This is a genomic window from Vibrio caribbeanicus ATCC BAA-2122, from assembly GCF_000165125.1.
Lineage (GTDB): Bacteria > Pseudomonadota > Gammaproteobacteria > Enterobacterales > Vibrionaceae > Vibrio > Vibrio caribbeanicus.
Map to the genome: position 1 here is coordinate 22,779 of NZ_AEIU01000059.1, position 26,277 is coordinate 49,055.

Below are 26,277 nucleotides of genomic sequence, written 5' to 3' on the forward strand. Positions count from 1 at the left end.
GAAGATGCAACGGTCCTCCTTTTTCTTTTCGATAGACATTCCCCCAACATTGATGATAATGCGTTTAAAACTAACTTAAATTGGGGGCTATTTTGCGATACGCATTAGCTACATTCTCGACAGTTATAAGCCTAGTCAGCTTGTTTGTTTGTGCACAGGAACAACTACCGCTACAGAAAGTTAAAGCATACCAACCCAAGGGCGCAACCTGCGTTATTCACAATGATCAGGACCAAATAATTTTAGTCCAAGACTACCTGACGCGAAAACTCTCTTTACCAGGAGGAGGTATTGAAAGTCATGAGGCACTAGACGCGGCAGCAAAACGTGAAACCCGGGAAGAAACGGGTATAGATGTTGATGTTGGTAAGCAACTTGCCATCGATGATAATCGAGTTGTATTTGCATGTAAGCCCAATAAAAGTGTTGGCTATATGAGCCCTGCTTTTCACAATCATTTTGGCGCTGCAATTATTCCTGCCCTAAATGCTGAGCACTTTGGCAAAGAAATTCGTCAAGTCTACCTCACCTCATTAACTGCTGAAGTTCTCGATAACTACCGCTACCCAAGTGATGCCAAAACTCTACAATCCTGGATAAAGGAAAGTCATCCTAGCGCTTTTCACTTGCTCGAAGATTTGGCGGATAGCGCAGACGAACTACAGATAAAGCAATTACCTATTATGGCCTCTTTCCAACATTGGGTTAGCTCTGTGCCTATCATCAATAATATTCTGTTCTTTGGCAATGGCTTAGGTGAGGGTGTATTTGCGGTGGGGTTATTGGCGATATTCGTACTATTATTACCTTTGCGCTATGGATTGACGCTCGCTTTTGCTCTGCTTGCCACCGCTTTCTCAGTCAACCTCTTAAAGATGGGCTTTTCCATCCCAAGGCCCTTTTATTTCCTTCCAAGTTTGCAACAAGCGCAAGCCAGTGGCTTTAGCTTTCCTAGTGGTCATACAACCCAAGCAGCGGCTATTGTAGGTCTGCTACTCGGCTGGGTCACAAAGCGCGGTGAACAACATGGATATATCGGACCAGTCACAGCGATAGTAGGCTGGTTGGTGCTGTCACTCTTAACGGGTGCAGCAAGGGTTTGGTTAGGTGTTCATTACCCAACCGATATTGCTGCCGGAATCAGTTTAGGCGGCTTAATTGCTCTCGTGTCGCTGACGTTATATCGTCGAAAATACGCCAAACAAAAACGTTTCATTGAATCAAAACGTTTATGGCTATTGTTGTTAATAATCTACTTCATTGCTGCTTTGCAATTGTTGCAGCCCCTTTATGTCTACTCGTGGTTTGCTGCTCTTGGCTTATTTTTCTCATTATTTTTCAATATCACTCCAGAAAAGGGGGTGAATATTAGTCCTTGGCAACAAGTGATTACTTGCCTAATCGGTGCGGGGATCATTATTGGGCTGAGTCTGTTTTTGATCACCCCAGCATCATCCAGTGTCCTGATATTAGCTGTGAAAGCGCTAGCCGTTTTCAGTGGAATGCTATGGATATTGATAGGAGCGCCCTATCTGATGAGACGCTTTAAAAATTAATTTCGGATAAAGGCTATCAGAACTTTTCATTTGAAGCCTTTTAATTGTACTTTCAAATTAAGGGCTTTTATTGAAGCCCTGTTAAGCTTTCATGAAAAATTTAAACTGCTTACCTGCATTCACTGTTTATCGCAGATTGATACGCCGGATTAATTTGGCAGGCGTGCCTCCATAAAGGCTATCAGATGGTACATCAGAGTTAACAACCGAGTTGGCTGCAATAACTGAGCGAGCGCCAATCGTGACACCTTGATTGATAACTGTGTTACCGCCAATCCAAACATCATCTTCAATAGTGATCGGTTTGCACAAGGTTTCCCAATTGCGACGTTCTCGATAATCAAGAGAATGACTGGCGGTATAGAATTGGGCATTCGGCCCAATAAGGACATTGCTTCCTATTGCAATTCTTGCCCCATCTAACATATTAACGTTCATATTGATAAATGTACTTTTGCCAATAAAGATATTTTTACCAAACTCACAGTAGAAAGGAGATCGAACAACAGCAGTATCTGGTATCTGACCCATTAATTGAGACAGTAACTTATCACGCTGATCAGCATCAAAAGTTTGGTTTAGGATATTCAGCAAAGTAAACGCATTTTCTCGGACATTATCGACACTTTTATCTCCGCCATCAAAATTATCGCCTGCCAGCATTTTTTCAAATTCTGTCATCATCTTTCCTAACTATGCCTTATAAGCATTTATTTTTCTTCGCTGAATCTACAGGATAAGGTCAAGCTCGACAGTGATATAAAGCAATAATTTAGAGTTTTGTTTGTCTAAATGAACTTTTGACAGATTAATAATTCAGGACACACACAGTAAAAGAGCTAGAGCGTGTATCTTGAGTATTTGAACTGTTCAATTGCTAAAGCGCCTACCCTATCATTCCAAACGAAAACACTAAGCTATGAAGTGAAGAGACATATTCTGGGTTAACATAACTTGTAATAAAACTTATGGCATTTGCCTTCTCATCAGTAGGAAACACCAAAAGCTGGTCATTGTTCGGATGGTATCCTTTATCCGCAATACTGACATTGCCCCTACAGCTTGGGTCAAATGGAAATACCTTACAATCGAGTATGTTTGCATTCATAGTAAACTCCCTTCAATATTTATCACGTGCAATACCGAGAAACGTGGAACGAAGCGGTCTATATCTATTGACCGCCAAAATGCACCTAAACAGATATCTAAAATAATTTAATGTTTCTTTTATCCTTAATATCTTTGTGAAAGATATTCGGTGCCTATACTTTTTATTTTTAGTAAGCCCACTTCGAAGGTGAGCTATTTAGTATTTTTATCGATTAAAGAATATATCACTCATATATTCTTTTCCTGTGGATGGTTCAGTAAATAAGAAGCGGTAATCACTCCAAATTGACATAGTCATTATATTAATCCATGAAATAGGACTAAATATCCTTTCAGCAACATCATCAACATCAGGTATCACCTTTAACTCTCTGGCTTCTCCGAATTGGTCTTGACACATATCATAGTATTTGTCGTAGGTATCTTTAGTAATGATGTAACGAAAATTTCCCTTACCAGCAGGACCACCAAACACGTAATCTGCAATTCCATCATAAAAGAACCCTTCATAACGGGCATCTGTTATGACATATTTTCCAGTTGTGGGATCGATTAAATACTGCCCATTTGGTGAATTTGAATGGGCACAAAGCACATAAGTGTAAAAACTTTTGTTTTTATGAAGTGTTGTAATAGTGGACAGTTCTTTTCTATTATTATTTCCTTCTGGATCCCAAGCAACAACCTTTTCATTTTCGATATAAGAGAAGTATGTTGTCTTGTTGTCGAGTTTTTCAGGCTGTGAAAAATACTCAGCACCAGCATTGTTTGCACAGAGATCATCGTGCTCTTTAATACTTTGAATAACTTGGTCAGATTCCCCGACAGGAATAAAGGTGTATCGGTATTGGGTGACGATACCATTTTCTTCAATAAAATCACGGCTGTAATATCCTGTCATTTCACTATTAGACGGTTGACTATCACCAGATTCATTTGCACAAAGAAGATTATAAGTTCTGACTTTATTGTCATAACAACCTTTACTCCTCGCGTTTTCGGTACATTCCTTGATAGATAATCTATCTGTTAACTCATTAATATTATTATGCGGCGCTGCGTGTACATATAAAGGGAAAGCAATAAAAATAGTTAAACTACAGTATTTCATATTTCACCAAACATTTATTTTTAATGTTATTTAAATTTAAATCTATCAATTAAATTAGTATTAGCAGTTTATTAATTGTTACGTTAATAATTTCAAAACTACTCAATAACTAATAAAATCTTATATTTTAGATTAAAAACTGGACTATCATTTTTATATAATCAGGATCAGAATTAATCCTAAATAAAAAATACAATTATATTTTCAACAAATCAATATGGCTTTTTACACAAAAATAAATTACTTAGATATCAATATAAACATTTTCATGAGATTTATGTGTCTTATTTACTTATATTTTTACTTTTAAATTAAATTTAACCAATACTTTTATTTAAATTGAAGGTACTATAAATTTTTATATTTAAATTCTAAAGGACATTAATATAATAGCTTGATGGTAATTTAAAATAAAAATAAAAAATTTAGCTGTAAAATGCTAATACGCAGATTTAAATGACTAAAGCACTCAATTAACAGAAGGTAAAAAGAAATTTACCAGATAACGATGGCTGAGAAGCTCACCAGAAAAGTACGTCTATACTGTTCCATCTATGCTGAGTGGCTCATCTCTTTTCAGATCTTGGTTTAAGTCAGGATAGAGCTAGAATAAGTCTTTTCGATAATTCGAGATGTACTTGAAAATAAGAAATACCTAAGAAGTAAAGAGGCAGAGCGCCTGTCCTTTGTGCTTGATACTACTGACTCATGTTAATAATGCGATCAATAGAGCTTTGAGCAACCTTATGTCCCTGTGCTGCCGCCTTGCGATACCAGTACAAGGCTTGTTTATCATCTTGGGGAACCCCTTTTCCTTCCTCGTACAAAACGCCAATATTGTTTTGAGATGATGCATCTCCCCGCTCGGCAGCCTTACGATACCAATACAAGGCTTTTGCGTAATTTTGAGGAACACTTCTACCTTGATAGTACATCACACCTAGGTTGCCCTGAGCGCTGACACCACCTTGCTCAGCTCCTTTTTTAAACCAATACGCCGCTTTTGTGTCGTCTTGGGGAACTCCCAGACCCGCATAGTACATATGACCTATATTACTTTGACCTACAACATCCCCTCCCTCAGCAGATTTTCTATACCAATATGCTGCTTCCGTATCGTTTTTAGAGACCCCCTTACCCAAGGCATACATATACCCTAAGTTATTTTGGCCGCTTGCATATCCTTGCTCAGCGGCTTTTCTAAACCAATAAAAGGCTTGTGTATCAAACTGAGGAACACCTTTACCAAAAAGATACATAAATCCGAGCTTATCTTGGCTTTTTGCATACCCTTGCTCGGCAGCTTTTCTGTACCAGTACACTGACTGTGTGTAATCTTGAGCTACACCCTCGCCCTCTTCATACATGATACCGAGGTTGTTTTGACTTTTTACATGCCCCTGTTCAGCTGCTTTTCTGTACCATTTCGCCGCTTCTATAAAATTTTTATCAACGCCTCTCCCTTTGGCTATCATAAATCCCAAGTGAAACTGAGCATCTGCATTTCCCTGTTCAGCGGCTTTACGATACCAATATATTGCTTGCTTATAATCTTGAACAACGCCATCTCCTCGTTCATACATAACACCCAACTTCAATTGGTCTATCGGCTCACCTTGTCTGGCCTGATCCAAATATACATTTGTTTTTGCACCTGTCCCCTCACTGCGTTGGTCTTCACATCCAACCAAACCAAAAAAAGCCAATAACAAAATAAATATTCGCATTTCTATCTCTTATATCTGTAATAATTGACTGCGTAGTGGGTGGTTTTCGCAAAGCCGGTAATACATGGTGGCGAAATTGCTTTAATGATTGCCGGTAGAAAATAATCATAGAGAACCGCAACACAAAAAAGAGGCTGATATGCATTATCAGCCTTTATATTGTATTGGAATCAGCTCAGTACTTTTAGCCGATACGGTCTTATTTCTCTACCGCTTTTTTGGTTTGGTCCATCAAGCCCAATGCACCAAACCCGGTAATCACATCAAGATTGGTTTTCAGACCTGCTGCTTCACCACCGCCAATGTAGTTTTGTGGCATCTGCACTTGGAAGTTTTGTAAATTGTTGTAGAGTGAATTCGCCACATCACGGTTCAACTCTGCCAAATACACTTCTCGGTTTGCGCCCAGTGCTGCATATTTTGCTTTCAACACTTCGGCTTCTGCACGACCTTTTGAACGAATTGCTTTCGCTTCAAATTCTGCAGATAAAGCATTGGCTTTTTGAATCGCTAAGTTAGCTTCCGCTACTGCTAGCTCCTTTTCTTTTTCTACCTCAGCCAGCCGCTTGGTTTTCTCTACTTCAACGATTTCACGCTCTGCAATCTGACGAGCAACTTCAACCTCTTTTTGCTGTGCGATGATCGCAAGCTCTTTTTTTCGCTGAGCATCTTGCACTTCACGAGTGCGCTGGATTTCTTTACGCAATTGCTCTGTCTCTGCTTGCGCCTTTGAGGTCTCTTGCTCCTGAATGGCACGGATGCGATCCGCAACCAAACGTTTCTTGTCTGCCAGTAGCTGATTAAGCTGATTCTCAGGCAGCGGATCACCGATAGTTACCTGTGTCACTTGAATGCCATATTGTTGCAATGGGTTATTCTGGCGGATTGGGTGGCCTGTTTTATCTTCTACAGGCACCGTCTTCCATACTAGTTGGTTAGTACGATGCAGTTGGTTTGAGTTTGACTGATTCACACCTACAGGAGCAAGATCTAGCTCTTCGACTTCGACCTGACGACGCTCGGTTAGGTATATCCCTTCACGAAGCTGATCGCCCAATTTTGATTTGAACTGATTTAAACCACCTTGGAAAAACTCTTCACCCGTATATTGGGTTGCAGTAATTACGGTCACGTTACGTGCGTTTTTAACCAGCAATGCATCAATCAAGTTGGTATTATTGCGAAACTCACGGTGCATCTTCTTTATCGCTGCAGGGTCATTGCTCAGCTTGAAACGGAAGGTGACTGGTATCTCACCAATATAGGTATCAGCAAAACGAACCTGCACCGCGTCGAGACGCTGATAAAAGTCTTCGCCTTTATTGTTACCGAATGACACCGTAATCAATTGGTCATACTTGGTAATTTTGGACAGGAATGGCATCCGCATATGGATACCAGGTTCAGTGAATACATCGAGCTCACCAGTAAGGTTGTTTTGATGCACATAGCTATAGCCAGCATCGGTCATCAAAACTGAGCTATTAATCGTTAAACCGATTGCCAGCAGCGGGAGGCCAAATATGGCGGCTTTCAATCCTTTACGTAATAACTGACGTCTTTCTTCCACTTTTAATTCCTGTCCTAAGTATCTGTTGTAAATTTAAAAGATTATTATATCTACAATTCATGACTCAAAAACTAAGTGAAATAACTTATTTTCTAGGTATTTAGTTTGAATAGACAGGTGTTTCGTCTTTACAAAATAACTTGCTGCGAACCCTTTATCTACACAACTATTATCTAATTGGAAAAGGTAAGATTCTTGAAAGTAACTCAGATGTAAAAATAGTTATTCTTATGTAGCTAAGTAAGATATGTTTCAGCTTCATATTTGAAATATAGAGTTGTTATGAACATCAATAAAATAAAAAAATCATTATTTTTAGGCTTAATGATGTCTTTGTCTGCCCCTACTTTTGCTTCTGAAATAAAGCCTATAAGTGCACTGATAGGGATTAAAGATGCACCGGTTATCGGTTCTCAATATCGTATTGATGCGACATCTTATGGAGCCGCACCCGTCACACTTTTTTGTGAGCTAGAGAGTAAATTTAGAGCGTTTTCAGCATGTGAACTCGATGCCAATATACGTCGTCTATATTTAGACATGACAAAAGATAATTTTAGTGGTCGTAATGTTTCAGGAAGGATCATTGAGTTCACAGGGATAAAGTATGGACAGTTATTTTTCAAACTAGTGGATTAAACTCTGTAACCTGTTTTACGCCCAAATAGAATAGTTCAAATAACCTAGGACAGGCACCATATCTAATTATTTTAAGAAATAAAGGTAGCAGAAATAATTCTGACTACCTTTTAACTCAGATCATATTTAAGTATGCCGCTTTAAGGTTTGGTAAAAAGTGTTTTTTACTTCCGTGGCAGTAACCACTGATGTTCTTAAAGCTTACGCACTTATTAATGGGTACTGAATTTTGGCGCGTTGGAATCCAACGATAATGTCGACGAGCCTTGGAATCGACGATCATCCCAGTCGTCTTTAGATTCATATTCCCATTTTCCATTATTATATACAAAAGACCATCCGGAGCCGAATCCGCCAGTCAAAACATCAGTGATAACGAGTGCAACAGGTCTTCCATTCATGTCAAAAAACATTTGACCAGCGTACTTTATGGTATGCCAATTAGTACCCGATAACTTGGTAAAATTATCGCTCTTCGTACTTTCTTTAACATCTTGACCTACGACACCAATAGAAAATGAACCATCATTAAAAGTTAAGCCATATGGACTATAAATATCATTCCCCTCGGCTTCATCCAGACCGTATCCATAGATACCGAACCCAAACAGGTTCTTCCATCCAGAATCTTTATACCAATGTTTCCAAGATTCCCAATTCTTACTGTAAAAACCCCCATTATTTTTAGCTCTCAAAAAGGCTAATTTTGCTACGAGCAAGTTTAGGTTTTTCAGATCTCTTTGAATCAGCAATTGCCCCCCTTCAAATGTAATTGAAGAGCTCACTGGCTCGACTCGTCCTGCTGCATCTAGGCTACACTCACCTAAGTTACTGGCACTAGCACCAGTAAAGAAAGCCGCACCCATGCTGAAATCATCATCATCAAAATCAGGGAGTTTGGGTAATTCGATGATACCTGATGAGCAGAAAGAAGTGAGTAAGCTAAAGCTAGCTGAAGCTTTCAAACCTCTGGAAATAGTAGCAATTCTTTCCAGCAGCGCTACTGTTTCAGAGGGATGTCTATCGATAGTTTGAAGCAGCGCCCGAAAACCACGTTCTGCTATAGCTCGGGTTCTCTCAGGGTCTGCATATCCTTTAAAGGTTGGTATTGGCCAATTAAGTTCATTCGCGATTCTTTGAGCTAAAATTTCAGTGGGGCCGTGTCTATCTAATTCATCAGTATCCTGAGAAGCCGTAATTTGATGAATGACTTCATGAATTAACGATTCTTGCCACCAAAAGTATTCACTGGTATTGATATGAGGGGCAGCACCAACATTTACGATCGGAGTACCGTTATTATCTTCTTTGGCTTCATGATTTGCGAATATAGGCACCTGATCAGCGTCAGAATCTTCGATATCATCGATGTCAACATCATCTACATCAGAAAAATCTCCTTCTCGCTCCTCGTTAATTTCATACAAATTGGTAAATAGAATGTTACCCACATTATCTATATCGTTATTTAAACCAAACGAGACAGCATGTTGGAATGTTGGAGAATTAAATAGTGCATCTATCAATGTATATTCGATTGCTGCTGCAGTATGACGATCGACTATACTCCCGTAACTAGAAACAACAGATCTCGATATTGCTGAGGAAAGTGCGACCATCTGAGCGTACGTCAGCTGCTGGTTTGCTCCTCTATTTACAACATAGTCTGCATACTCGTCACTATCTCTATCAGGTGCACCATTATTCGCCAGGACAAACTTTGTGTTCATCGCAAGAAAAAGTGAAATAACTAATACTTTCTTAATCATCATTCGCCTCTATTATTATATAAAAATTCCAAATGACATTAATTATCATTAACATGTAAAGGAAGAAGATGATTGTGTATTCGTGAGTATCATTCTATTTATAGTAAATTTAAAATTAAAATTTCATTCATATAACAATCTATAGAACTTATGTTATTTTCACTATAATTATATAATTCAGGACACATATATAATTCAGGACACACACCAAAAGAACTATCAAAGAGGTCACATTATTGTTTTTATAGATAAATAAATCAGTTTAAGAGCCGAAGATTTCAAGTTTTAGTTAGGCGAAGTATTTCGCTTCGTATACTGTTTCTATCGACAATATAGTTAGCCTCGCTATTATTACTTATATTGTCTGATACTAACATTGAGGAAATACCAAAGGCGTTGGCTCCTTGAATATCGGCGACCTCACTATCACCTACCATTAGTGCTGTAGAAGCGGAACTGTTTAAACTATCGAGAGTATACTGAAAAGCTACTTTACTTGGCTTTCTATAACCAACTTGTGGGGACCAGACAATACTATCAAAATATTTGGATAAGCCATGCTTTTCCAAAGAACGTTGGAATACCCAAGTTTCACCAGTCATATTTGACAATAGCGCCAACTTGACATTTTGATTACGCAAAGATTCTAGTAATGGAAGTGAATAACTATATAAACGTCCGCTGTTAATGAAATGATTTAAGTGTTTTAGTCCCAGATCTACATCAAATTTTTGAGAGTACTTATTAAATGCGGACTCCCAAACAGTTAGCCAATCAGGTTGCAGAGTATTATTCTGGGTATATAAGTTTTGAATGTCTTGCTCTATAGATTTACCAATCTGGTGAGCATACTCTGAGTCGTATACGGCTTCCAATGAATCTACTAGACTACCCATTTTATAGAGTGTATCTCCATAGTCAAAAATTACTGTATCATACATACCTACCTCCAAGCTGAACATTAAACTGTACTCAGGACACCTTATATCAAAACGTTTTCTGTCCAAATTTAATTTGGTCCCAAAGCACCCATAACTACAATCTAAAATATATAATTCAGGACACACAACAAAAGAACTTCAAAAACCTACAGCGCGCAGGCTATTCACAATATTCTAGTAAATGTATATTAATACCAATTACTTTGATTTCTGTCGTTTAGCCCATTCTTCTGAGGCATCACCCATTGTCAAACCTGTGGCATTATTAATCCAATTCATAAAATCACGATCAAACTTAAAATTTTCGCCAAATTTAGATTTGAAATATCTTCGAACATTTTGAGTCGTTTTATAACTATCTGTAATTATTGTGCTGTCATTAATATGATTTTTATGCCAATCAACATTATCCATGGTTTTGAAACCCACTTTTACATAACATTTTTAATAACAGGAAGTCTCGTTTTTCTGCCTATCCGACTTTAGAGCAAACTATCATAAGTCACTAAAAAGTAAAGAAGAAAAAACTTGGGACATACACCAAAAGAACTTAAACGCCTTGTTATGTGCAATTTGGACTACAAATCCAAAAATGCATTCGAACTCAGATTTATGCGGTCAATTTTGTATTCTGAGTCTTCTTTAGAAAGGACAAACGTAAACAAACCCGCGCCATTTTCAAATTTTGCTTCAACTGTAAATATTGCTATTTCTTTACTTTCACCACTAATAGCAACAGAAGATTTAGTCCTAACAAAGACTGGGGAGTCGAAGGATTTTAAACCACCTATTTTAGATAGATACTCTATTACTTTTTGACCTTCTTCACCATTAAACGCTGCACGCCCTTCAATACTAAATAGATGTTCAAACTGCGATATTTTCCATGTTGATATTAAAGGCACGCTTTCTTCAATAAATGGAGTCGCTTCAGCAGTGACCTCACTTTTTTGAGAGATAGCCCAAAACAGTAGCCCCCCAATGAAAACAACAGTTAGAGCAAATAGTATCGCTAAAACTTTAAAAAACTTTTTCATAAAACCTCTTCATTACACATAACAGCTATACTAGACAGAATTATTCTGTCTAGTAGTATATTAATAACGGAAACGATACATCTTTTTTACTGAAACTTACAATGATTTAAGATCTACAGTTCTGTGCCTACGTCACTTAATACAGATTTTTTCTGTATAACATGGGTTGATATGTCAAATATGTACCAGAATGCTGCACAAATAAGCGTTGGACAATTTGCCAACAAGCTGTTTCCAAAATAGTACTCATGATAGTTTCATGCCCTCTAAACACACTTAATTGGACAAAAGTGAGTTAGAGCCGAAGCTCTAACTAGTTCCGTGAACATTAGAGAAAGTATCTTGAGCCTTAAACGTTTGTTATGTCCGTACTCTCGACATGATGACGATGTCTATTAGATCATCTTCAACAAGCACAGCCTTGCGTTTTGTACCCTCAACTTTAAAACCAAAGGATTTATAAAGTGCCAACGCAGCAACGTTGTTTGCATGCACCTCTAACTCTAAACGCGTCAAGTTTAGCTGCTCATCACAATACGACAGCAAGTATTCCATTAAGAAACGACCCACTCCCTTCCCTCGAGAAGTTTTGGCGACCGCAATACCAAAAGATGCAGAGTGCTTTAACTTCGGCTTAAGCGTTGAGTTAATAGCCAAATGACCCAAGAGTTCTCCATCGCTTTCAATCGCGACAAAATTAAGCTGGCTGTCATTAAACATTGAGTCAAACTCTTCCCTTTTGATCTCAGGCAAGTAACGATTGTTGTTCACAACCTCTTTATCGGTGTAAATATCATACAAAGCAGGCAAGTCAACTGAACTCATTTTTCTTATTTTCATAGAGCCTCAAAAACCCGAAAGGACATAACGCCACATTAAGCGGCTAAAAATTAGGGGCTAAAATCGAGCGCAGTGAGTGAGCCCACTGTTTTTAGTCCGACTTGAATGCCTTGTTAGCACTCTGACTACCAGTAATTTGACATGATTTCTTTTGACCACTCGGGCTGATCTACGGTTGTTCTTGGTAAGAATTCACCCATTACTGGCTTAATGTCTACCACTGGCGTACCGTCTATTGCATCCAATCCTCTAACTTGTAGTACATTCCCACAAACAGCAATAACTTCACAAATTGTAGAACCTAAACGGTTCGGTCGGTTTTTACCTCTTTGGGCAAAAATACCAACTTTCGGCCAATCAGTGTTATTCCTTGGATGCCTTGCACCCGTGATGATCTTTGACTTATCAACTTTGTTTAAATAAAAAGTCACTTCAACATGAGAAAAATCAGACAGTCCGATAAGAGCTTCCGCCCCGAACGCAGCATCAATAACTATAGAGGTGCTTTCTTTATCCCAATTATCGTCAATCATCTCACTTCTGGTTGATTCAACTTTTCCTATAGAAACAAGCCTAATTTCTTCCATGATTATTTTTCTCCTCTGGGCGCTAACAGCTATATTAGACGGAATAATTCTGTACTTAAATATAGAAATATTCTGTCTAGTATCTCAACGACGTAAATTATGCATCTATTTTAACTAAAATAACACTAGTTTAAGCTCTAAAGTTCTGTACCTGCATAACTAAATACAGATTTTTTCTGTATAGCGTGAATTGATCGGCAAAAAATTGTTGCTCCCCTTTTGGGGTGTGTCCTGAATTATTTAATTAGACCTAGCCGTTTGAGTTTTACAAAACGATTTGATCAGCAACGCCATCATGTATATATTGAAAATTTAGCTCAAGTTACTTATTGATAAATACTTGCACCTTACTCGCTTCAACCTTACCGAAAAAGCTATCAATAATATTGATATAATAATTTCAAAAAAGCCCGTAATTATGAACATACTATTTAAAAAATTTTCACTTGAGTCAAGTTGGTAAATATTAATAAGCATTGCACATAAAACTATAGATATAGGATAGAATCCTTGAGCAATTAACCTCCTATAGCCAAACAAACTACCTCGACTAGATCTTTCGGTTTTATCAACCCATACGATTTGATTGGCCATATTTCCGATAGGTATTAATGCTGCTCTTAATGCAAGGAAAATACTAAACAAAAAAATATCATATGCGAACCCAATTGCAATCCTTCCAAATAAGGCACAAATTATTGTACTAATACCGATAAGCAAGAGTGGATCAATATTAATTTTTCTTATAGAGAATAATGTTCCAATCAATGCACCAACAGCCATAAATGAGTTGTAGATTGACAATGTATAGCTAAAATTCCCAAACATTAAAAAAGCATAAGAGACTAGAAAAGCTGATGAAACACCATTTACAAGATTAAATAAACAAAAAAAACACAACGAACCCCTTAACTCAGGCGTTTGGTTTACGATTTTTCTACATAAGTTTAAACTTATATCTTCAAATATATTATCCTTTACTATTTTTACTTCTTTCAATGAAAATGAAATCATGAAAATCAAGAAAGATATAACAATCATTGGTAATATAATATTATCAACTTTTACGTAAGAATATATAACTCCTGATAATATTGGTCCTAGTATTGATACACCTTTATTAAGGAAATCTTGAATCCCATATGCTACTCTAAGATTTTCCTTAGGGACCTGTTCTGGTATGATAGTTATTATAGCCATGTCATTAAATGAGGATACAATTGATCTAATAGCTAAAAATAAAAATATAGTTATTATCTCATAACCGTAGTTATCAACATAAAAGTATAAGATAAGATATATTGAAAAATATAATAAAGCACAAATTTTTATAGTTTTCACCTTGCCATAAAAATCAACAGCCCGCCCGGAAAAGAAGCTTAGATAAATATTTGGAGCAATTGAAAAAAATACTGACAGGGCCATTAATGAAGCGCTATTCGTTGATTCAAATATTTTAATACTAAAGTAGAAGCTTATCATGACATTTAGAAGTGCAAGAATAGATTCACCAAGGAAAAATAAATATAACATTTATGCAACTCTTGTTATTGTAATTTAACTATAATTCGGGACACACACCAAAGGTGGACAACACATTTTTGGACAGAAACGCGTTAGTGTTTAAAGGTGTGTGTCCTTAATTATTCAAACACAATTATTACTACAAACCAAAAATATCACGCGTTGGCGGTCGGCTTGAAGCGTTTGTTAGCTTATTGCTGAGTACTTACCCAATGAAAGCTCGGATAGCCTGGGTAACATCCAGCTAAACCAAATACAACACTTTTATTTGTTGCTTCTGCCGAAAGCAAAATCGACAGTGCTGCCTTGCCATAAGTATTTGACTCACCGTCCCAACGAAGTGAACCATCATTATGGGCACACTTGCTAGTAATAGGCTTATCCAAATATACGAAGCATACATTAATTAATATGGCAGCCTACCTTTGTAACTTTTGCTGTTAATGCACTAGCGCTAGTACTAATCATTAAAACTACTAACGCTGAAATTTTCAGCAACTTACTCATTTTATATCTCCATTGTTCATTACAAGCTAACAGCTATATTAGACAGAATAATTCTGTACTTAAATATAGAAATATTCTGTCTAGTATCTCAACGACGTAAACTATGCATCTATTTTAACTAAAATAACACTAGTTTAAGCTCTAAAGTTCTATACCTGCATCACTAAATACAGATTTTTTCTGTATAGCGTGAATTGATCAGCAAAAACTTGTTGCTCCCCTTTTGGTGTGTGTTCTTAATTATTGGTGTGTGTCCTTAATTATTACATTTCAACTTATCCTCCAATGTTGATGACTAAATATAATATTTTACTCGTGCTCATGCGCGTTTATCTCATTAGTTTAGTGAAAGCACGCACACTTATTTATTTGTATTAATAATAACTCAGGACACACACCAAAAGAACTAATAAATAATTGAACCAATGAATGATAAATGTCATAATTCAAAGTCATAAATTATAAATGATTTTCTGAATTATAGGAATAAGCATGAAGGCTAGGTTGTTTTTATCGTTATGGGGCATTTTATTTTCACACAATTTAGTTGCTAGCGAAAGTAATGGTAAAGTAATAGATTATTGGATTCATAATACACACGACAGTTTTGCATTTAGCGTTGAGAGCCAGACAGGAAGACCTAGTTGTGCCACATTTGGAAATCCTTCTGGAAGGTATGTTGTAGACACACGTACACAAGCAGGAAAGCTAATTGTTTCTGCAGTTATGGCAGCTAAAGCAAGCGGTGCAAACATACAAGTCGGGGGTAAAGGTAAGTGCGATTACTATTCAGATTCGGAAGATCTTCAGTTTCTCAGAGCTTATTGATTGTTCAATAGACCAGCTAGTTATATAATTTGGCGGCACACACAGCTTTAAAAATAATGTCAAACCTCTCCTCTCAGTTTGAAGTTTCTATTGAGAGGTTATGTTGCTTCAAAGATATCGTCGCCGATTTTGATTGAAATAAGCTGTTTGCGTGCTGTTGTCATAAACATATCTCCTCAATGGATTATGAGAGGTTAGCGATAATCTAAATGTACGGTTGGAATCTATTTTTAAAGGTGTGTGTCCTGATTTGTTTCTTAGTGAGGTAAACGCACGCCCTCTGAATTGAGTAAAGTAGTTAATCTAAGCGATTTTGGGGCAAAGGCGAGTCAGGCAAGACTGACTGACTCCAAGGTAGACATAAATGAATCAGTCACTTTGCTCATTTAGTAATAGATTAATTATGTCAGGTATCGTAAAACTGTGCCGAAATTAATTCAGGACACACACCGAAGATACTTTGGATTCATTTAATCTCAACTTTTGTTTTATCTTTACTCAGCGTTAATTCAGGACTTCGTAAGCTTATGAACTCCAATTTTATGGAATGGTGTTTAGAATGCTTATTTGGACGTTTTACTCTTGGTTTTTTGGTGTGTGTCCTTAATTATTACTGACAGTAGAAAAACTGAATCAATCTTAACTAAACATCTTTCCTATAAGCATTAATCCAAAACAAAGGACATAACTCCATATCCCCAAAGCATTAACCCACATAAATAACTGGAATTTCTTTGAGTCCGTCGTTGAACGACGACGAATAAAAGGATACTTAACCCAGTAGTCAAAACAGCGACTACCTATTTGCCAAGATAATTGATATTTAGGACGCATATAGCCTTTATCGTCGTAGTACTTGCTTAGGTCTTTAGCTAGCTGCTGATCCATAAATATAATATGCTTAAGGCTTCCGAGAGAAACAATTGAAGCCATAACCACACCTGGCACAGCCAAAACGGTAGCAAAGTACAAAAGAAAAAATGCTATATCCTTAATGCTCATTGAGAACTCCAAGCATACATCTCATCAACAAACCATTTACTAGCAGTAGATCCTGCCACACCACCAACTAAATCTCCTGCTATAGCGCCACCAATAGCAGTTCTTTTGGTGTATGTCCTGAATTATTTCTTTCAAGATAAAAAGTGCCACAGTAAAATCAAATTATGCTGAAACTAGTAAATAATAATAAAATGGAATAGTTCGAACGGCTTAATACAATAGCTCTACTCGAAAACAAAGCCCTTGATAACCTTAGAGTAAGATATCTTTCTCACATCCCCATCTAACTCGACAAAATACTTTCCTTTTTCACCTTTATAGGCATCGTACCATTTGTTATCTATATTAACCTGATGTCTTATTAATTTATCAACTTTAGTTTTTCTTAGATCTAATCTTCCATCCATGGCCGCGTCGATAACTTTTATATTCTTCTCGTCAACATCTCTACTATAACTAATATAATTGAGTTCTGGCTGTTTATTGACCTGCTTTCTGGCTACTAAATCAACCGATAAGTTATTGATCTTAGAAACAACAACCACGCTCTTTTTATCAGCTGCAATAGTATATGGGATATTCCCATCATGTGTAACCAATATAGATTCAGGATCTTTTAAAGAAGGTATATTTATTATAAAACCCCCTACGGAACATTCAATTGTTTTCCCTTCACTATCGAAATAGCTAGCATTACCATTATTTAGTTCATATTCAGGTATTGTTTTTTTTTCACAATAAATAGAATTAATACCCTCAGCTTTCAAATAGCTTGAAAATGCTAAACCAAAGATTGCTACATATAAAATATTATTCACTTTTAACCTCATATCAATTATGAACGAAAGGCTCGTTCATTGCACTATCCAGATGTAAAACCACAGAGCCAAAAATATATTCATATAGTTTTCTAGTACCAACATCGAAGTGAACTGAAACAGGAGAGTTTACCTGAAACACACCTTCTGGCAAGTTTTTACTCAGATTATTTTCTGTTATTGATATCACAACTTCATAATGTTCTTTCTTAAAATAAAAAGATTTAACTTTTCCAACTAAGTGTCCATATTTTACTTTAGGGAAGTTTATGAGGCTGATAATTGCCTCTTGACCAGCGGATAACCAAGCAGACTCTTTTAATGGCACCTCGGCAATTATAATAGCTTCATCAGAGTTATTGGGCTGAAGGGAGAGCATATAATCACCCAAAGTCACATTAGTACCCAAACCAAACTCGCTTAGATTTGTAACTGTCCCATCTATACCGGAAAATACCTTACTCTTTTTTAATTCATCCCTAAGTTGCAATAACTCAACTCTTAACTGGTTCGTTTTATCTTCTAATGTATGTTGTTGTGCTTCTAATTCTCGTTCTTTAATATTTAAATACAATGAAAGCTCAGTGTCTATGATTTTCTGTTGTGAAATTAAAATATTCGACTCACTAACCATCTTTTTCAAGTCTAAGTCTCTTGACTTAAGGCTAATAGTATTACTGTTTTTATCATAACTACTTATAATTTTATACTCATGAGCTGCATCTTGAATAGATACATTTTTAGAGATTTCATCATTAATAAGTTCGATTTCTTTTAGGAATGAATTAGATACTTTTATTCTCTCATAGAGTTCATCTTTCAATGCAATATGATTATTTATCTTTTCTCTTATTTCATTAATGCATTTATTATTGCCCCCGCGATATGTGTTATCTTTTATAAAATTAGAACACGTTTTTATTCTTTCGACTCTCTCCATATTTGTTTTTATCTGGCTTTCTAATATTTTTATTCTTTCACTCTTTTCACTAACATCAACAGAATATAGTAACTTACCCTTAGCTACCTTCGAACCAATACTTAAATCGTAGTAATTTATTTTTCCTGCTGTAGAAGAATTTATTGTGTACACACTATTATTATAAGTAATAATACCTCTACCTAATATATTAGTATCTATCTCAAAATTAAGAATAAATACGAAGCATGATAATAACAACAACAAATAAATACTAAATTTTTTAAGAATATTTTTTTTCTGACTATAGATTAAATCTTCCAACATAATATTCATATCTAGTACGATTGCTATATTCTTGTATTTATTATTCATTAATAATTCTCAATTCAGAATTAGGGGATAATTCTCCCTTTAAGATTAGAAAATTATCTAGAATTTTTTTTTCTAAAAAAAAACCAGAAGACTGTATAATTAGTACATCCCCCTTAGCTAACAAAAATCGTGATAACTCCAAACACTTTTCATATGAATAGTTAGACTTTGACTCTCCCAATATCTTTAAAGCAATATTCTTACATTCAACTTCATTGTAAAAACCTAATGATGCCTCTAGTGAAATAATAGTGTAGATCTCTATTTTTTCTGGCTTAATAGTAAGTATAGATGTAGTTGTATCTACTGTATCCTCAACTTCAATAGGTTTTATTCGTTTAGCATCTTCAGTCAAATGTAGTAATTTCACAATTGAATCTGGTAGTGTGGTAATAGGTTTAGATAAGGATTGAAATAAAAATAGTGTTCCAATTGTTATTTCACCTTTCATCATAAGAAATAGCGCGAACAGAGTAGAAAAGGATTGACTCAAAACTTTAAATACCTCTAGGTTATTTTTGTTTTTGCCTAATTTTACAGCATCTGAGTACCCGTTTCTCATCACTCCAAAAAAGTTAAGGTAATAATATCTAGCTATCTCTGGTTTTTTTGAAAAATCATTAAAGTCATTATTGGCAACTATCTTATTAGTGGCAACAAAGGCCGAGTTTTTAATTCTATGCTTGGTAGATTTCCAAAAAAAGTACTTAATATAAAAGCTTATTATCGTAGTTATAGTTAAAAGAAAAACTAATCTAAAATCGATTATAAACACTAACACAACTATAGATAGGATGCATATAAACAGTTCGTTATATATCAAGACCTTATTCAAATACTTATAAGTACAATAATGCTCTATGCTATTAATCTTATGATTGACACTAGAGAAATTACCTTTGGATATATTGCTATCCCTTGTTTTCTCAGTAATTTTTTCAAGAAAGTTTGTTCTAACATATATATCTCTAATCGATTTAAATCGACTTATGATAAATAAAAACAACAAGAATCCAACTCCAGATACAATTAGTGTCTGAGTTCTACCATAAGCCATTACTTTATCTATAGCATATTGAAAATATAACCCTGATACTAAAGGTTCTAGGAAAACCAAAGTATTCAAAATCGAAATAATCAAGATGAACCTTATTTTACTTTCTCTCTTGGATTTTTCTAAGTTTGACTTTATTACAAAATGACTATTTTCTTGGTTTCTAGTGTTAATTGAAACTATCTTATCCTGTTCAATCATTTCTGTTTTTTTGGGGCGCCTGATATCGTAACCTACAAAACTAAGTACCTCAGCGAGAGTAAATTTATTGTATTGACGAATGAATGGTAATGACTTGATGCCATCATTATCACCATCAATGGTAGAGACGATAGCCTCAACTGACTCTTTATTTATCGATGAGTCGCGTTTCATATTCAAGTCCTAAAATCCGGAACCGAGCTTGATTAAGCTATAATAGCCTTTCATATGGCAACCCTAAAAAGGCCTAGCTTAACTGCGAGGCCTTCTTTACATTAATAACCCATTTTATCTAATAAAGGTCGATGCCTAATGCTTCTGCTTCAGCCTGCCTCTCTAGTACTACCTCCCCCAAGGCACCGATTTGGCTACCTAGATTTGTACTCATTACGGCTTCTGCCATATGATCACCAACTGTTGCTCCTCCACCGACTTCACTGAAAGAGTTGTAAGTATTTGCGGCATCCACAACATCTTTAGCAACACCTAGAGCCCCTTTTACCGGGTTGATTGGTCCTGTCCCTGTCGAGATAACTGAAATAGCATTGTTAAAGCCGCTGGAAATTGCTTCGAAAGCTGGATTATTGTCGCTCCAAGTCGGGCCTTCCTCAAGGCATGGATCGTAGCCATCATCATGGTTCATACAGTCTTTTGGGTTGTACACAAAAATTTTCCTTATAAAAATCAGATTGATAGGTGATGAACTCTGATAACACCAAAACGCATCATGTATACATCTCTTAATTCGGCTGCTGATATTAGTGTAAAAAAAATGATATGCAACAAAATGATTAAGTTAAATGAATACATGTGATACAGATCATTTTTTCAGTGATTATTTAGAGGGATTATTATGATCAGACTGATGGTAAAATTTGGAAGCATATACTTTAGCTCTGGCTTAACGTACTGAAGGGACTTTCAGATTATGGCATTAATGCTGTACTAATCAGCTTTGATTAAAAAAACTCAGGACACACACCAATATAACCAAAAGGGGGGAGCAACACGTTTCTGGACAGAAACGTGCTAGTACATTTTCTATATTAAAAAATCATTAATAAGTGCGGCTATGGCAAATAGTAAAAATGAAGTGCAGGACACACAATTTACTTATATAGAAGCTCGGGTTTGTCCAACACTTGGGATTTAACGTTGGCTACGCAACGCTTAATCCTTATCTGTTATGTTTCAGTTGTTACGTTGGCCATTAATATTTCATCATATGACTTCCCGTTGATTCTCAGAGCGTCAACCTCAGTACCATATTTGTGAAAGCCTAACTTCTTGTATAGCGAAATAGCCGCGTCGTTTTCAGAAGCTACCGTGAGTTGAATCTGTAAGATATCAGTATTTTGGAAGGCAATGTGAACAAGCTTACTTAACATGTCATTTGCAATATGTTTGCCACGATACTCTTTTTTTACAAAAAGCCCCCAGAGGTAGGACTTGTGCTTAATTTTCTCTTTGAGACCTTGAGCAAAACCTGCAACACCAATTAATACATCACCATCATATGCCCCCATAATAAAGGCACTTTGAGTAGCGGTTACTCGACCAATCCATTGTTCGTCACTTAACTTAGATTCATCTTCGAAGCTATTCTCAAACGATTCTGGAGACTGGACTAGGCTTAATAGTCTCAACTCTTTGTACTGCTCCCAGTCACTTGCTTCTAGTTTTCGATACTCCACATTTCCCCCTGAAACATAACGCTTTTTATAGACTGATTTTTTCTGTAATTGTAAGTACCCAATCATAACGCTAATGATACTCTCACTCAATCTAATGCCCGTATTGCCTAGCGACTAGGATGAGACCTTCAGAAATTGCCAAAAGTTTCCGTATAACTCCGGCGGCTTCTGAACAATAGGATTTTCAACCTACATACGCCCAAAATAAGCTTGGTCTGACCCTCTTTCATCGGATTAGATTTGATAGGTAAAACGCACGCCCCTAAAATGTATAGAGCATTTGATCTAACAAGAAATGGGGCAAAAACAATACATAACACACCCCAAAAAACCAAAACTAACACGTCCAAAAAAAGCATTATAAACACCATTCCATAAAATTGGCGTTCATAAGCTTACGAAATCCAAATAACCCAAAAACCCAAATTACAGACAACAAAAAAGCCTGTGACACAGAGTATCACAGGCTTTGAATGGGCGGAGACCCCAGCCACATCCCGGCACACAAGTCACTCGCTGCGGCTGCTTCCTTCCGGACCTGACCGAGTTCACGAGCTATTGTTGCGGGAGGACCAGGGCCTCCATAGATTCTTTTTTCTTAGCCTCGCTAAGAAGTGGGGAGATTATCAGGCATACGCAGCGCCATTGCAAGAACAAAACACGCCTTTTGAACCTGACTGCTTAGTGATTAGCCAACTTAATGATAATTCATCAAACATCTTGGTTTTCTTCGACACATTGAATGATGTAGTCAGTCATCCATGCCGTGCACAATAGACAAATCCACACCACAAAAATCGGCTTTGGTACTTCTACATCGGGCGACACCACTAACGCGGCAAAAGCTATGGTCGGTAACGTCCAGCATAACAGCGAATCCCATGAAAATGTCTTCGACTGAGATAAGCTCTCTAATATGGCAACTAGGCCAACCATGCACAAAGCGACAATCGCGCCATTGACTGAGCCCATCAACCACACCGGAATTAAGAGCAACAATACCCACCACCTATGCTGAGTCGAGGTTTTCCAATGCGAGGTACACCACCAAATGATACCAATTGAGACGGCTTGAACTATGGTCATCATTGGCTCACCAATCAGTTTGCCTCCCGCTTGAGCAAGCATAAGTCCAGCAAGCAAGGTGCATACGATAAAACCCGAGGCCATTAGAATACCAAAGGTGCTGTGTTTAGAAAAAGACACCATCAATAAAGGAAATAAAATCCACAAACCAACGGAAAGTGCGACTGGCTGATGAGGAAGTGTGAGACTAAAGCAAAACATCGCGACTGCAAGTACTACCCCAGCTAGACCAAATTTTGGTAACACCCATAAGGCCGGGATCAACAAGGCTAATACAGGAATATCTCCTTGGCTAAAACTGATAAGCAGTGCACAAACTGCAACCAATAATGTTGTCAGCATAAATTGCAATGTGGAAAATACCATCGCCTCTCCTCATCCATTGGAAATTTCACAGGTACACTTCCATTATGGACCAATTTTTACTGCAAATCTTTGCCACCATTAACCAAATACCACACGGTAAAGTCTCGACCTACGGTGATATTGCCAAATTCTCCGGTTATCCCGGCTATGCTCGCCATGTGGGTAAAGCATTAGGCAAGCTGCCCAAAGACAGCACACTACCCTGGTTTCGTGTGATTAATAGTCAAGGTAAGATCTCACTCAAAGGGCCTGATTTTATTAGACAAAGTCAAGCACTTATCGCTGAAGGCATTGCCGTTTCTCCAGAGGGCAAAGTTGCTCTTAAGCAGTTTCGTTGGCAGCCCTAAGTTATTCGTGCCTTAACCAACACAACCGTATGATTCCTCGATGACAATTTTGCAAAATTAGTTCCAATTTGTCGCACTCACACGATAATGATGTTTAAACTATCATTAAAAGAAAAATAAACTGTGACTCTTGCGGTTATAGGAGGCGGACAAATATGAGCAAACCACTAAGCGATCTGTTGGATTTACTACAACTTGAAAAACTAGAACAAGGGTTATTTCGAGGTCAAAGTGAAAACCTTGGACTACCTCAAGTCTATGGTGGTCAGGTAATCGGCCAAGCTCTGTCAGCCGCTCATTACACTGTTGAACCAGATCGCGCTGTCCATTCCTTTCACAGCTATTTTCTCTACCCTGGTCAGCTCGATAAGCCAATTATTTATGATGTGGAGAACTTACGCGATGGTCGCAGTTTTAGCACCCGAAGAGTGAAAGCGATCCAAAATGGTCGCCCAATTTTTTATCTTACTGCATCTTATCACGGCGAAGCGCCCGGCTTTGAACATCAGAACGCCATGCCTCAAGTCCCAGGTCCTGAAAATTTGGCCTCAGAGACTGAACTCGCCGCAGACATCGCAGACCTGCTACCCGAACAGCTAAAACACATCATCTGCAGCGAGAAACCGATTGAAACACGCCCTGTGGTGGTGGTGAACCCGATGCAACCTGAAAAGGTTGAGCCTAAGCAATATTTATGGATAAAGGCCAATGGGGCTATGCCCGACAACCATCTTATTCACCAATACCTCTTGGGTTACGCGTCAGACTGGGGCTTTCTTATCACAGCTCTTCATCCCCACGGTGTATCACTGATGACGCCCAAATTCCAAGTCGCTACCATCGACCATTCAATATGGTATCACAGACCGTTTAAAATGGACGACTGGCTGCTTTACGCGATTGAAAGTCCAACCGCTAATAACAGCCGAGGTTTGGTGCGCGGTGAGATTTTTGATCGTCAAGGCAATCTAGTTGCCAGTGCTATCCAAGAGGGCGTTATGCGCTTTAAATAACTAGGGCTCATGCGAGTGTGACCTAGCTGCGCTCATACGACCAAAGCTAGAATTGGGAGTACCTTTAAAACAGTTCATAACCCATGGAAAAGTGTCCGTTATATAATATCCGTATTGTCCGTTTAGTGTCATACCGTTACACTCATCCAAATCACCCAGAGCGACCGTATATTGCCAGTCGCCTCTAAACTGTCCATCGTAATTAGTGCTGACAACATTACCGCCAACCGTGGGCGCTGTATACGCACCATCATCAAGCCTAGGACCCACTTTCAGCTCATAGCTTGATGTCGCTTTTCTAACCACTCCTGTCGTACCATCGGTAAAACAACTACCATAAATAGGGAATCCATCAGCGGCAAATCCGATCACAGGAGAAGCTTGTTTGCCCACACAGTCTTGATTAAACATTGCCATAGGATTGCCATGATAGTGATATGCTCCGGACGGCTGTACATGAGCATTATGCTTATCAGTACCAAAACTATTAAGAGGAGACATAGGGTCATAGCGCCATGGGTTGTTAATTTGGGATTGGCCGCAACCAGTCTTTTCATTTCCGACGCCATAACAGGCTGCAGCGAGTAAATCTAATTTAACACCATTAAGCAAGATGGCTTCTGACATTTCTATACTTAACGCTGTTGAACTCCCCTGAATGGCCGGTGATGCACTGAAAGAATAATTTACACCCTGTTCCTGAACTACATTTGCAAAGGCCGCTGTATTATCATTGAAATCATGATTAGGAATGCTATTGGATTGTATGACACATTGATCACCACTAGAGGATATGGTGATTTGGCCAGTAAAGAGAAGAGAGCGCTTTATATCATTAACCGAGGAGAAAAAACTGCCAATATACTGCTGGCAATCCCCGGAAAGATTCTCGAAAAAACGGTTGGTAATGTCCTCACCAGATAGTGTTTTATCTTCATCGTCATTACCACATCCCACCAAAAATACCGAAAGCGCCAAATAAGTATAAATATCAGACTTAATCATAATTAAACCCACCATTATGTGACAGCTTAATAATAGTATGAATTTGGTCTGATCATTAACCCTATTCAATCGGTAACGCTGTAGTGTACTTAAGCGGTTCCATCGCAAAGGTTGAGGTAACATTTGATATCCCTTCAACCGAATTGACTAATTTTTTATAAAAAGTATCAAAGCACTGCATATCTTTCACCAGCACCTTCATCATATAATCATATTCCCCCGCCATACGATAAAACTCCATCACTTCGGGAAAATCGGAGGCCGTTGAGACAAATTGACTGTACCATTCGTGAGAGTGGTCGCTGGTTTTAACCAACACAAAAGCAGTAAACGACAAATCCAGTTTCTCTGGATTGAGCAAGGCGACGCGCTTTTGGATAACGCCCGCACTTTCAAGCTTTTTTAAACGCTTCCAACATGGCGTGGTTGTGAGATTGACAGCCTCAGCCAAATCACTCAAAGATAAAGTGGCATCACCTTGCAATAAGTTGAGTATCTTTCGGTCTATTTTGTCAATTTCAGTATCCATATTGCCTCATGTGAAGAAAATTTTTTTCTAAATAAAGCAAATTAGAGCAAATTTAGCAAAGAATTTCTCCCTTTATCTCGCTAAATTAACGCTATAGTGGTTATATTGATAAGGAAGACAAC

Annotated in this window: 27 protein-coding genes and 1 other RNA gene; 5 read left to right on the forward strand and 23 right to left on the reverse strand. The window is 37.5% G+C overall.

Going from position 1 to position 26,277, the window contains the following annotated elements; all coding sequences use genetic code 11:
• Positions 1-92: 92 nt before the first annotated feature.
• Positions 93-1,556, forward strand: a complete 1,464-nt coding sequence (locus RH40_RS05795) for a phosphatase PAP2 family protein (protein ID WP_009600474.1) — start codon at positions 93-95, stop codon at positions 1,554-1,556.
• 126 nt (positions 1,557-1,682) lie between these two features.
• Here the strand turns inward: RH40_RS05795 and RH40_RS05800 are convergent, their stop codons facing one another.
• The 5 genes from RH40_RS05800 to RH40_RS05820 form a co-directional block, all read right to left on the reverse strand.
• Positions 1,683-2,237 (reverse strand): sugar O-acetyltransferase, encoded by a 555-nt coding sequence (locus RH40_RS05800; RefSeq protein WP_009600475.1) that lies wholly within the window; start codon positions 2,235-2,237, stop codon positions 1,683-1,685.
• Between the two features lie 205 nt (positions 2,238-2,442).
• Positions 2,443-2,664 carry a hypothetical protein gene (locus RH40_RS05805; RefSeq protein ID WP_009600476.1) on the reverse strand — a complete coding sequence of 74 codons (222 nt, stop codon included), beginning with the start codon at positions 2,662-2,664 and terminating at the stop codon, positions 2,443-2,445.
• 207 nt (positions 2,665-2,871) lie between these two features.
• The gene (locus tag RH40_RS05810; protein ID WP_009600478.1) at positions 2,872-3,777 is read right to left on the reverse strand and encodes a hypothetical protein; all 906 of its coding nucleotides are present in this window, start codon (positions 3,775-3,777) and stop codon (positions 2,872-2,874) included.
• Between the two features lie 698 nt (positions 3,778-4,475).
• Entirely contained in the window at positions 4,476-5,504 is a 1,029-nt protein-coding gene (locus RH40_RS05815) for an SEL1-like repeat protein (protein WP_009600479.1), read from the reverse strand.
• A 199-nt stretch (positions 5,505-5,703) separates the two neighbouring features.
• Positions 5,704-7,107: an SPFH domain-containing protein gene (locus RH40_RS05820; protein WP_039954321.1), complete on the reverse strand. Its 1,404-nt coding sequence runs from the start codon at positions 7,105-7,107 to the stop codon at positions 5,704-5,706.
• 249 nt (positions 7,108-7,356) lie between these two features.
• Here RH40_RS05820 and RH40_RS05825 point away from each other — a divergent pair, with 249 nt between their 5' ends.
• Positions 7,357-7,713, forward strand: a complete 357-nt coding sequence (locus RH40_RS05825) for a hypothetical protein (RefSeq protein ID WP_009600483.1) — start codon at positions 7,357-7,359, stop codon at positions 7,711-7,713.
• 212 nt (positions 7,714-7,925) lie between these two features.
• Here the strand turns inward: RH40_RS05825 and RH40_RS05830 are convergent, their stop codons facing one another.
• The 8 genes from RH40_RS05830 to RH40_RS05865 all read right to left on the reverse strand — a co-directional run bounded on the left by RH40_RS05830 (position 7,926) and on the right by RH40_RS05865 (position 14,797).
• Positions 7,926-9,485, reverse strand: a complete 1,560-nt coding sequence (locus tag RH40_RS05830; protein ID WP_139056856.1) for a M85 family metallopeptidase — start codon at positions 9,483-9,485, stop codon at positions 7,926-7,928.
• Positions 9,486-9,760: 275 nt separating this feature from the next.
• Positions 9,761-10,423: an HAD family hydrolase gene (locus tag RH40_RS05835; protein WP_009600487.1), complete on the reverse strand. Its 663-nt coding sequence runs from the start codon at positions 10,421-10,423 to the stop codon at positions 9,761-9,763.
• A gap of 198 nt (positions 10,424-10,621) precedes the next feature.
• A complete protein-coding gene (locus RH40_RS05840) occupies positions 10,622-10,837 on the reverse strand; it encodes a DUF6434 domain-containing protein (protein ID WP_009600488.1) in 216 nt (71 codons plus the stop codon).
• Positions 10,838-11,001: 164 nt separating this feature from the next.
• On the reverse strand, positions 11,002-11,460 hold the full coding sequence (locus RH40_RS05845) for a hypothetical protein (protein WP_009600490.1): 459 nt from the start codon (positions 11,458-11,460) through the stop codon (positions 11,002-11,004).
• Positions 11,461-11,820: 360 nt separating this feature from the next.
• Positions 11,821-12,285 (reverse strand): GNAT family N-acetyltransferase, encoded by a 465-nt coding sequence (locus RH40_RS05850; RefSeq protein WP_009600491.1) that lies wholly within the window; start codon positions 12,283-12,285, stop codon positions 11,821-11,823.
• Positions 12,286-12,425: 140 nt separating this feature from the next.
• Positions 12,426-12,887 (reverse strand): SAM-dependent methyltransferase, encoded by a 462-nt coding sequence (locus RH40_RS05855; protein ID WP_009600492.1) that lies wholly within the window; start codon positions 12,885-12,887, stop codon positions 12,426-12,428.
• A gap of 312 nt (positions 12,888-13,199) precedes the next feature.
• The gene (locus RH40_RS05860; protein ID WP_009600493.1) at positions 13,200-14,420 is read right to left on the reverse strand and encodes an MFS transporter; all 1,221 of its coding nucleotides are present in this window, start codon (positions 14,418-14,420) and stop codon (positions 13,200-13,202) included.
• A gap of 182 nt (positions 14,421-14,602) precedes the next feature.
• Complete coding sequence (locus RH40_RS05865) at positions 14,603-14,797, reverse strand: hypothetical protein (protein ID WP_009600494.1); 195 nt, start codon at positions 14,795-14,797, stop codon at positions 14,603-14,605.
• A 613-nt stretch (positions 14,798-15,410) separates the two neighbouring features.
• Between RH40_RS05865 and RH40_RS05870 the strand changes: the two genes are divergently transcribed.
• Entirely contained in the window at positions 15,411-15,746 is a 336-nt protein-coding gene (locus RH40_RS05870; RefSeq protein WP_009600495.1) for a hypothetical protein, read from the forward strand.
• Between the two features lie 639 nt (positions 15,747-16,385).
• Here RH40_RS05870 and RH40_RS05875 read toward each other — a convergent pair.
• From RH40_RS05875 to RH40_RS05910, 8 genes are all read right to left on the reverse strand, one after another.
• On the reverse strand, positions 16,386-16,748 hold the full coding sequence (locus tag RH40_RS05875; protein WP_009600496.1) for a hypothetical protein: 363 nt from the start codon (positions 16,746-16,748) through the stop codon (positions 16,386-16,388).
• Between the two features lie 224 nt (positions 16,749-16,972).
• On the reverse strand, positions 16,973-17,566 hold the full coding sequence (locus tag RH40_RS05880; protein WP_009600497.1) for a hypothetical protein: 594 nt from the start codon (positions 17,564-17,566) through the stop codon (positions 16,973-16,975).
• A gap of 13 nt (positions 17,567-17,579) precedes the next feature.
• Positions 17,580-18,860 (reverse strand): HlyD family secretion protein, encoded by a 1,281-nt coding sequence (locus RH40_RS05885; protein ID WP_009600498.1) that lies wholly within the window; start codon positions 18,858-18,860, stop codon positions 17,580-17,582.
• Positions 18,853-20,289, reverse strand: coding sequence for a 6TM ABC transporter family protein (locus tag RH40_RS05890; RefSeq protein WP_009600499.1), 1,437 nt, complete (start codon positions 20,287-20,289; stop codon positions 18,853-18,855). Before RH40_RS05890 ends, RH40_RS05885 begins: the two co-directional genes overlap by 8 nt.
• 118 nt (positions 20,290-20,407) lie before the next feature.
• Positions 20,408-20,779, reverse strand: coding sequence for a hypothetical protein (locus RH40_RS05895; protein WP_009600500.1), 372 nt, complete (start codon positions 20,777-20,779; stop codon positions 20,408-20,410).
• 520 nt (positions 20,780-21,299) lie between these two features.
• Entirely contained in the window at positions 21,300-21,809 is a 510-nt protein-coding gene (locus RH40_RS05900) for a GNAT family N-acetyltransferase (RefSeq protein ID WP_039954357.1), read from the reverse strand.
• 481 nt (positions 21,810-22,290) lie between these two features.
• Positions 22,291-22,387, reverse strand: an RNA gene (gene ffs / locus RH40_RS20290) — signal recognition particle sRNA small type.
• A gap of 133 nt (positions 22,388-22,520) precedes the next feature.
• The gene (locus tag RH40_RS05910) at positions 22,521-23,261 is read right to left on the reverse strand and encodes a VP0952 family biofilm-associated protein (protein ID WP_009600503.1); all 741 of its coding nucleotides are present in this window, start codon (positions 23,259-23,261) and stop codon (positions 22,521-22,523) included.
• Between the two features lie 44 nt (positions 23,262-23,305).
• Here RH40_RS05910 and RH40_RS05915 point away from each other — a divergent pair, with 44 nt between their 5' ends.
• The gene (locus RH40_RS05915) at positions 23,306-23,608 is read left to right on the forward strand and encodes an MGMT family protein (RefSeq protein ID WP_009600504.1); all 303 of its coding nucleotides are present in this window, start codon (positions 23,306-23,308) and stop codon (positions 23,606-23,608) included.
• 155 nt (positions 23,609-23,763) lie between these two features.
• Positions 23,764-24,621, forward strand: a complete 858-nt coding sequence (tesB, locus tag RH40_RS05920) for an acyl-CoA thioesterase II (RefSeq protein ID WP_009600505.1) — start codon at positions 23,764-23,766, stop codon at positions 24,619-24,621.
• Here the strand turns inward: tesB and RH40_RS05925 are convergent, their stop codons facing one another.
• Positions 24,622-25,626, reverse strand: a complete 1,005-nt coding sequence (locus RH40_RS05925) for a YHYH protein (protein WP_009600506.1) — start codon at positions 25,624-25,626, stop codon at positions 24,622-24,624. It lies immediately after the preceding gene.
• 61 nt (positions 25,627-25,687) lie between these two features.
• Entirely contained in the window at positions 25,688-26,155 is a 468-nt protein-coding gene (locus RH40_RS05930) for an Lrp/AsnC family transcriptional regulator (protein ID WP_009600507.1), read from the reverse strand.
• Positions 26,156-26,277 lie beyond the last annotated feature (122 nt).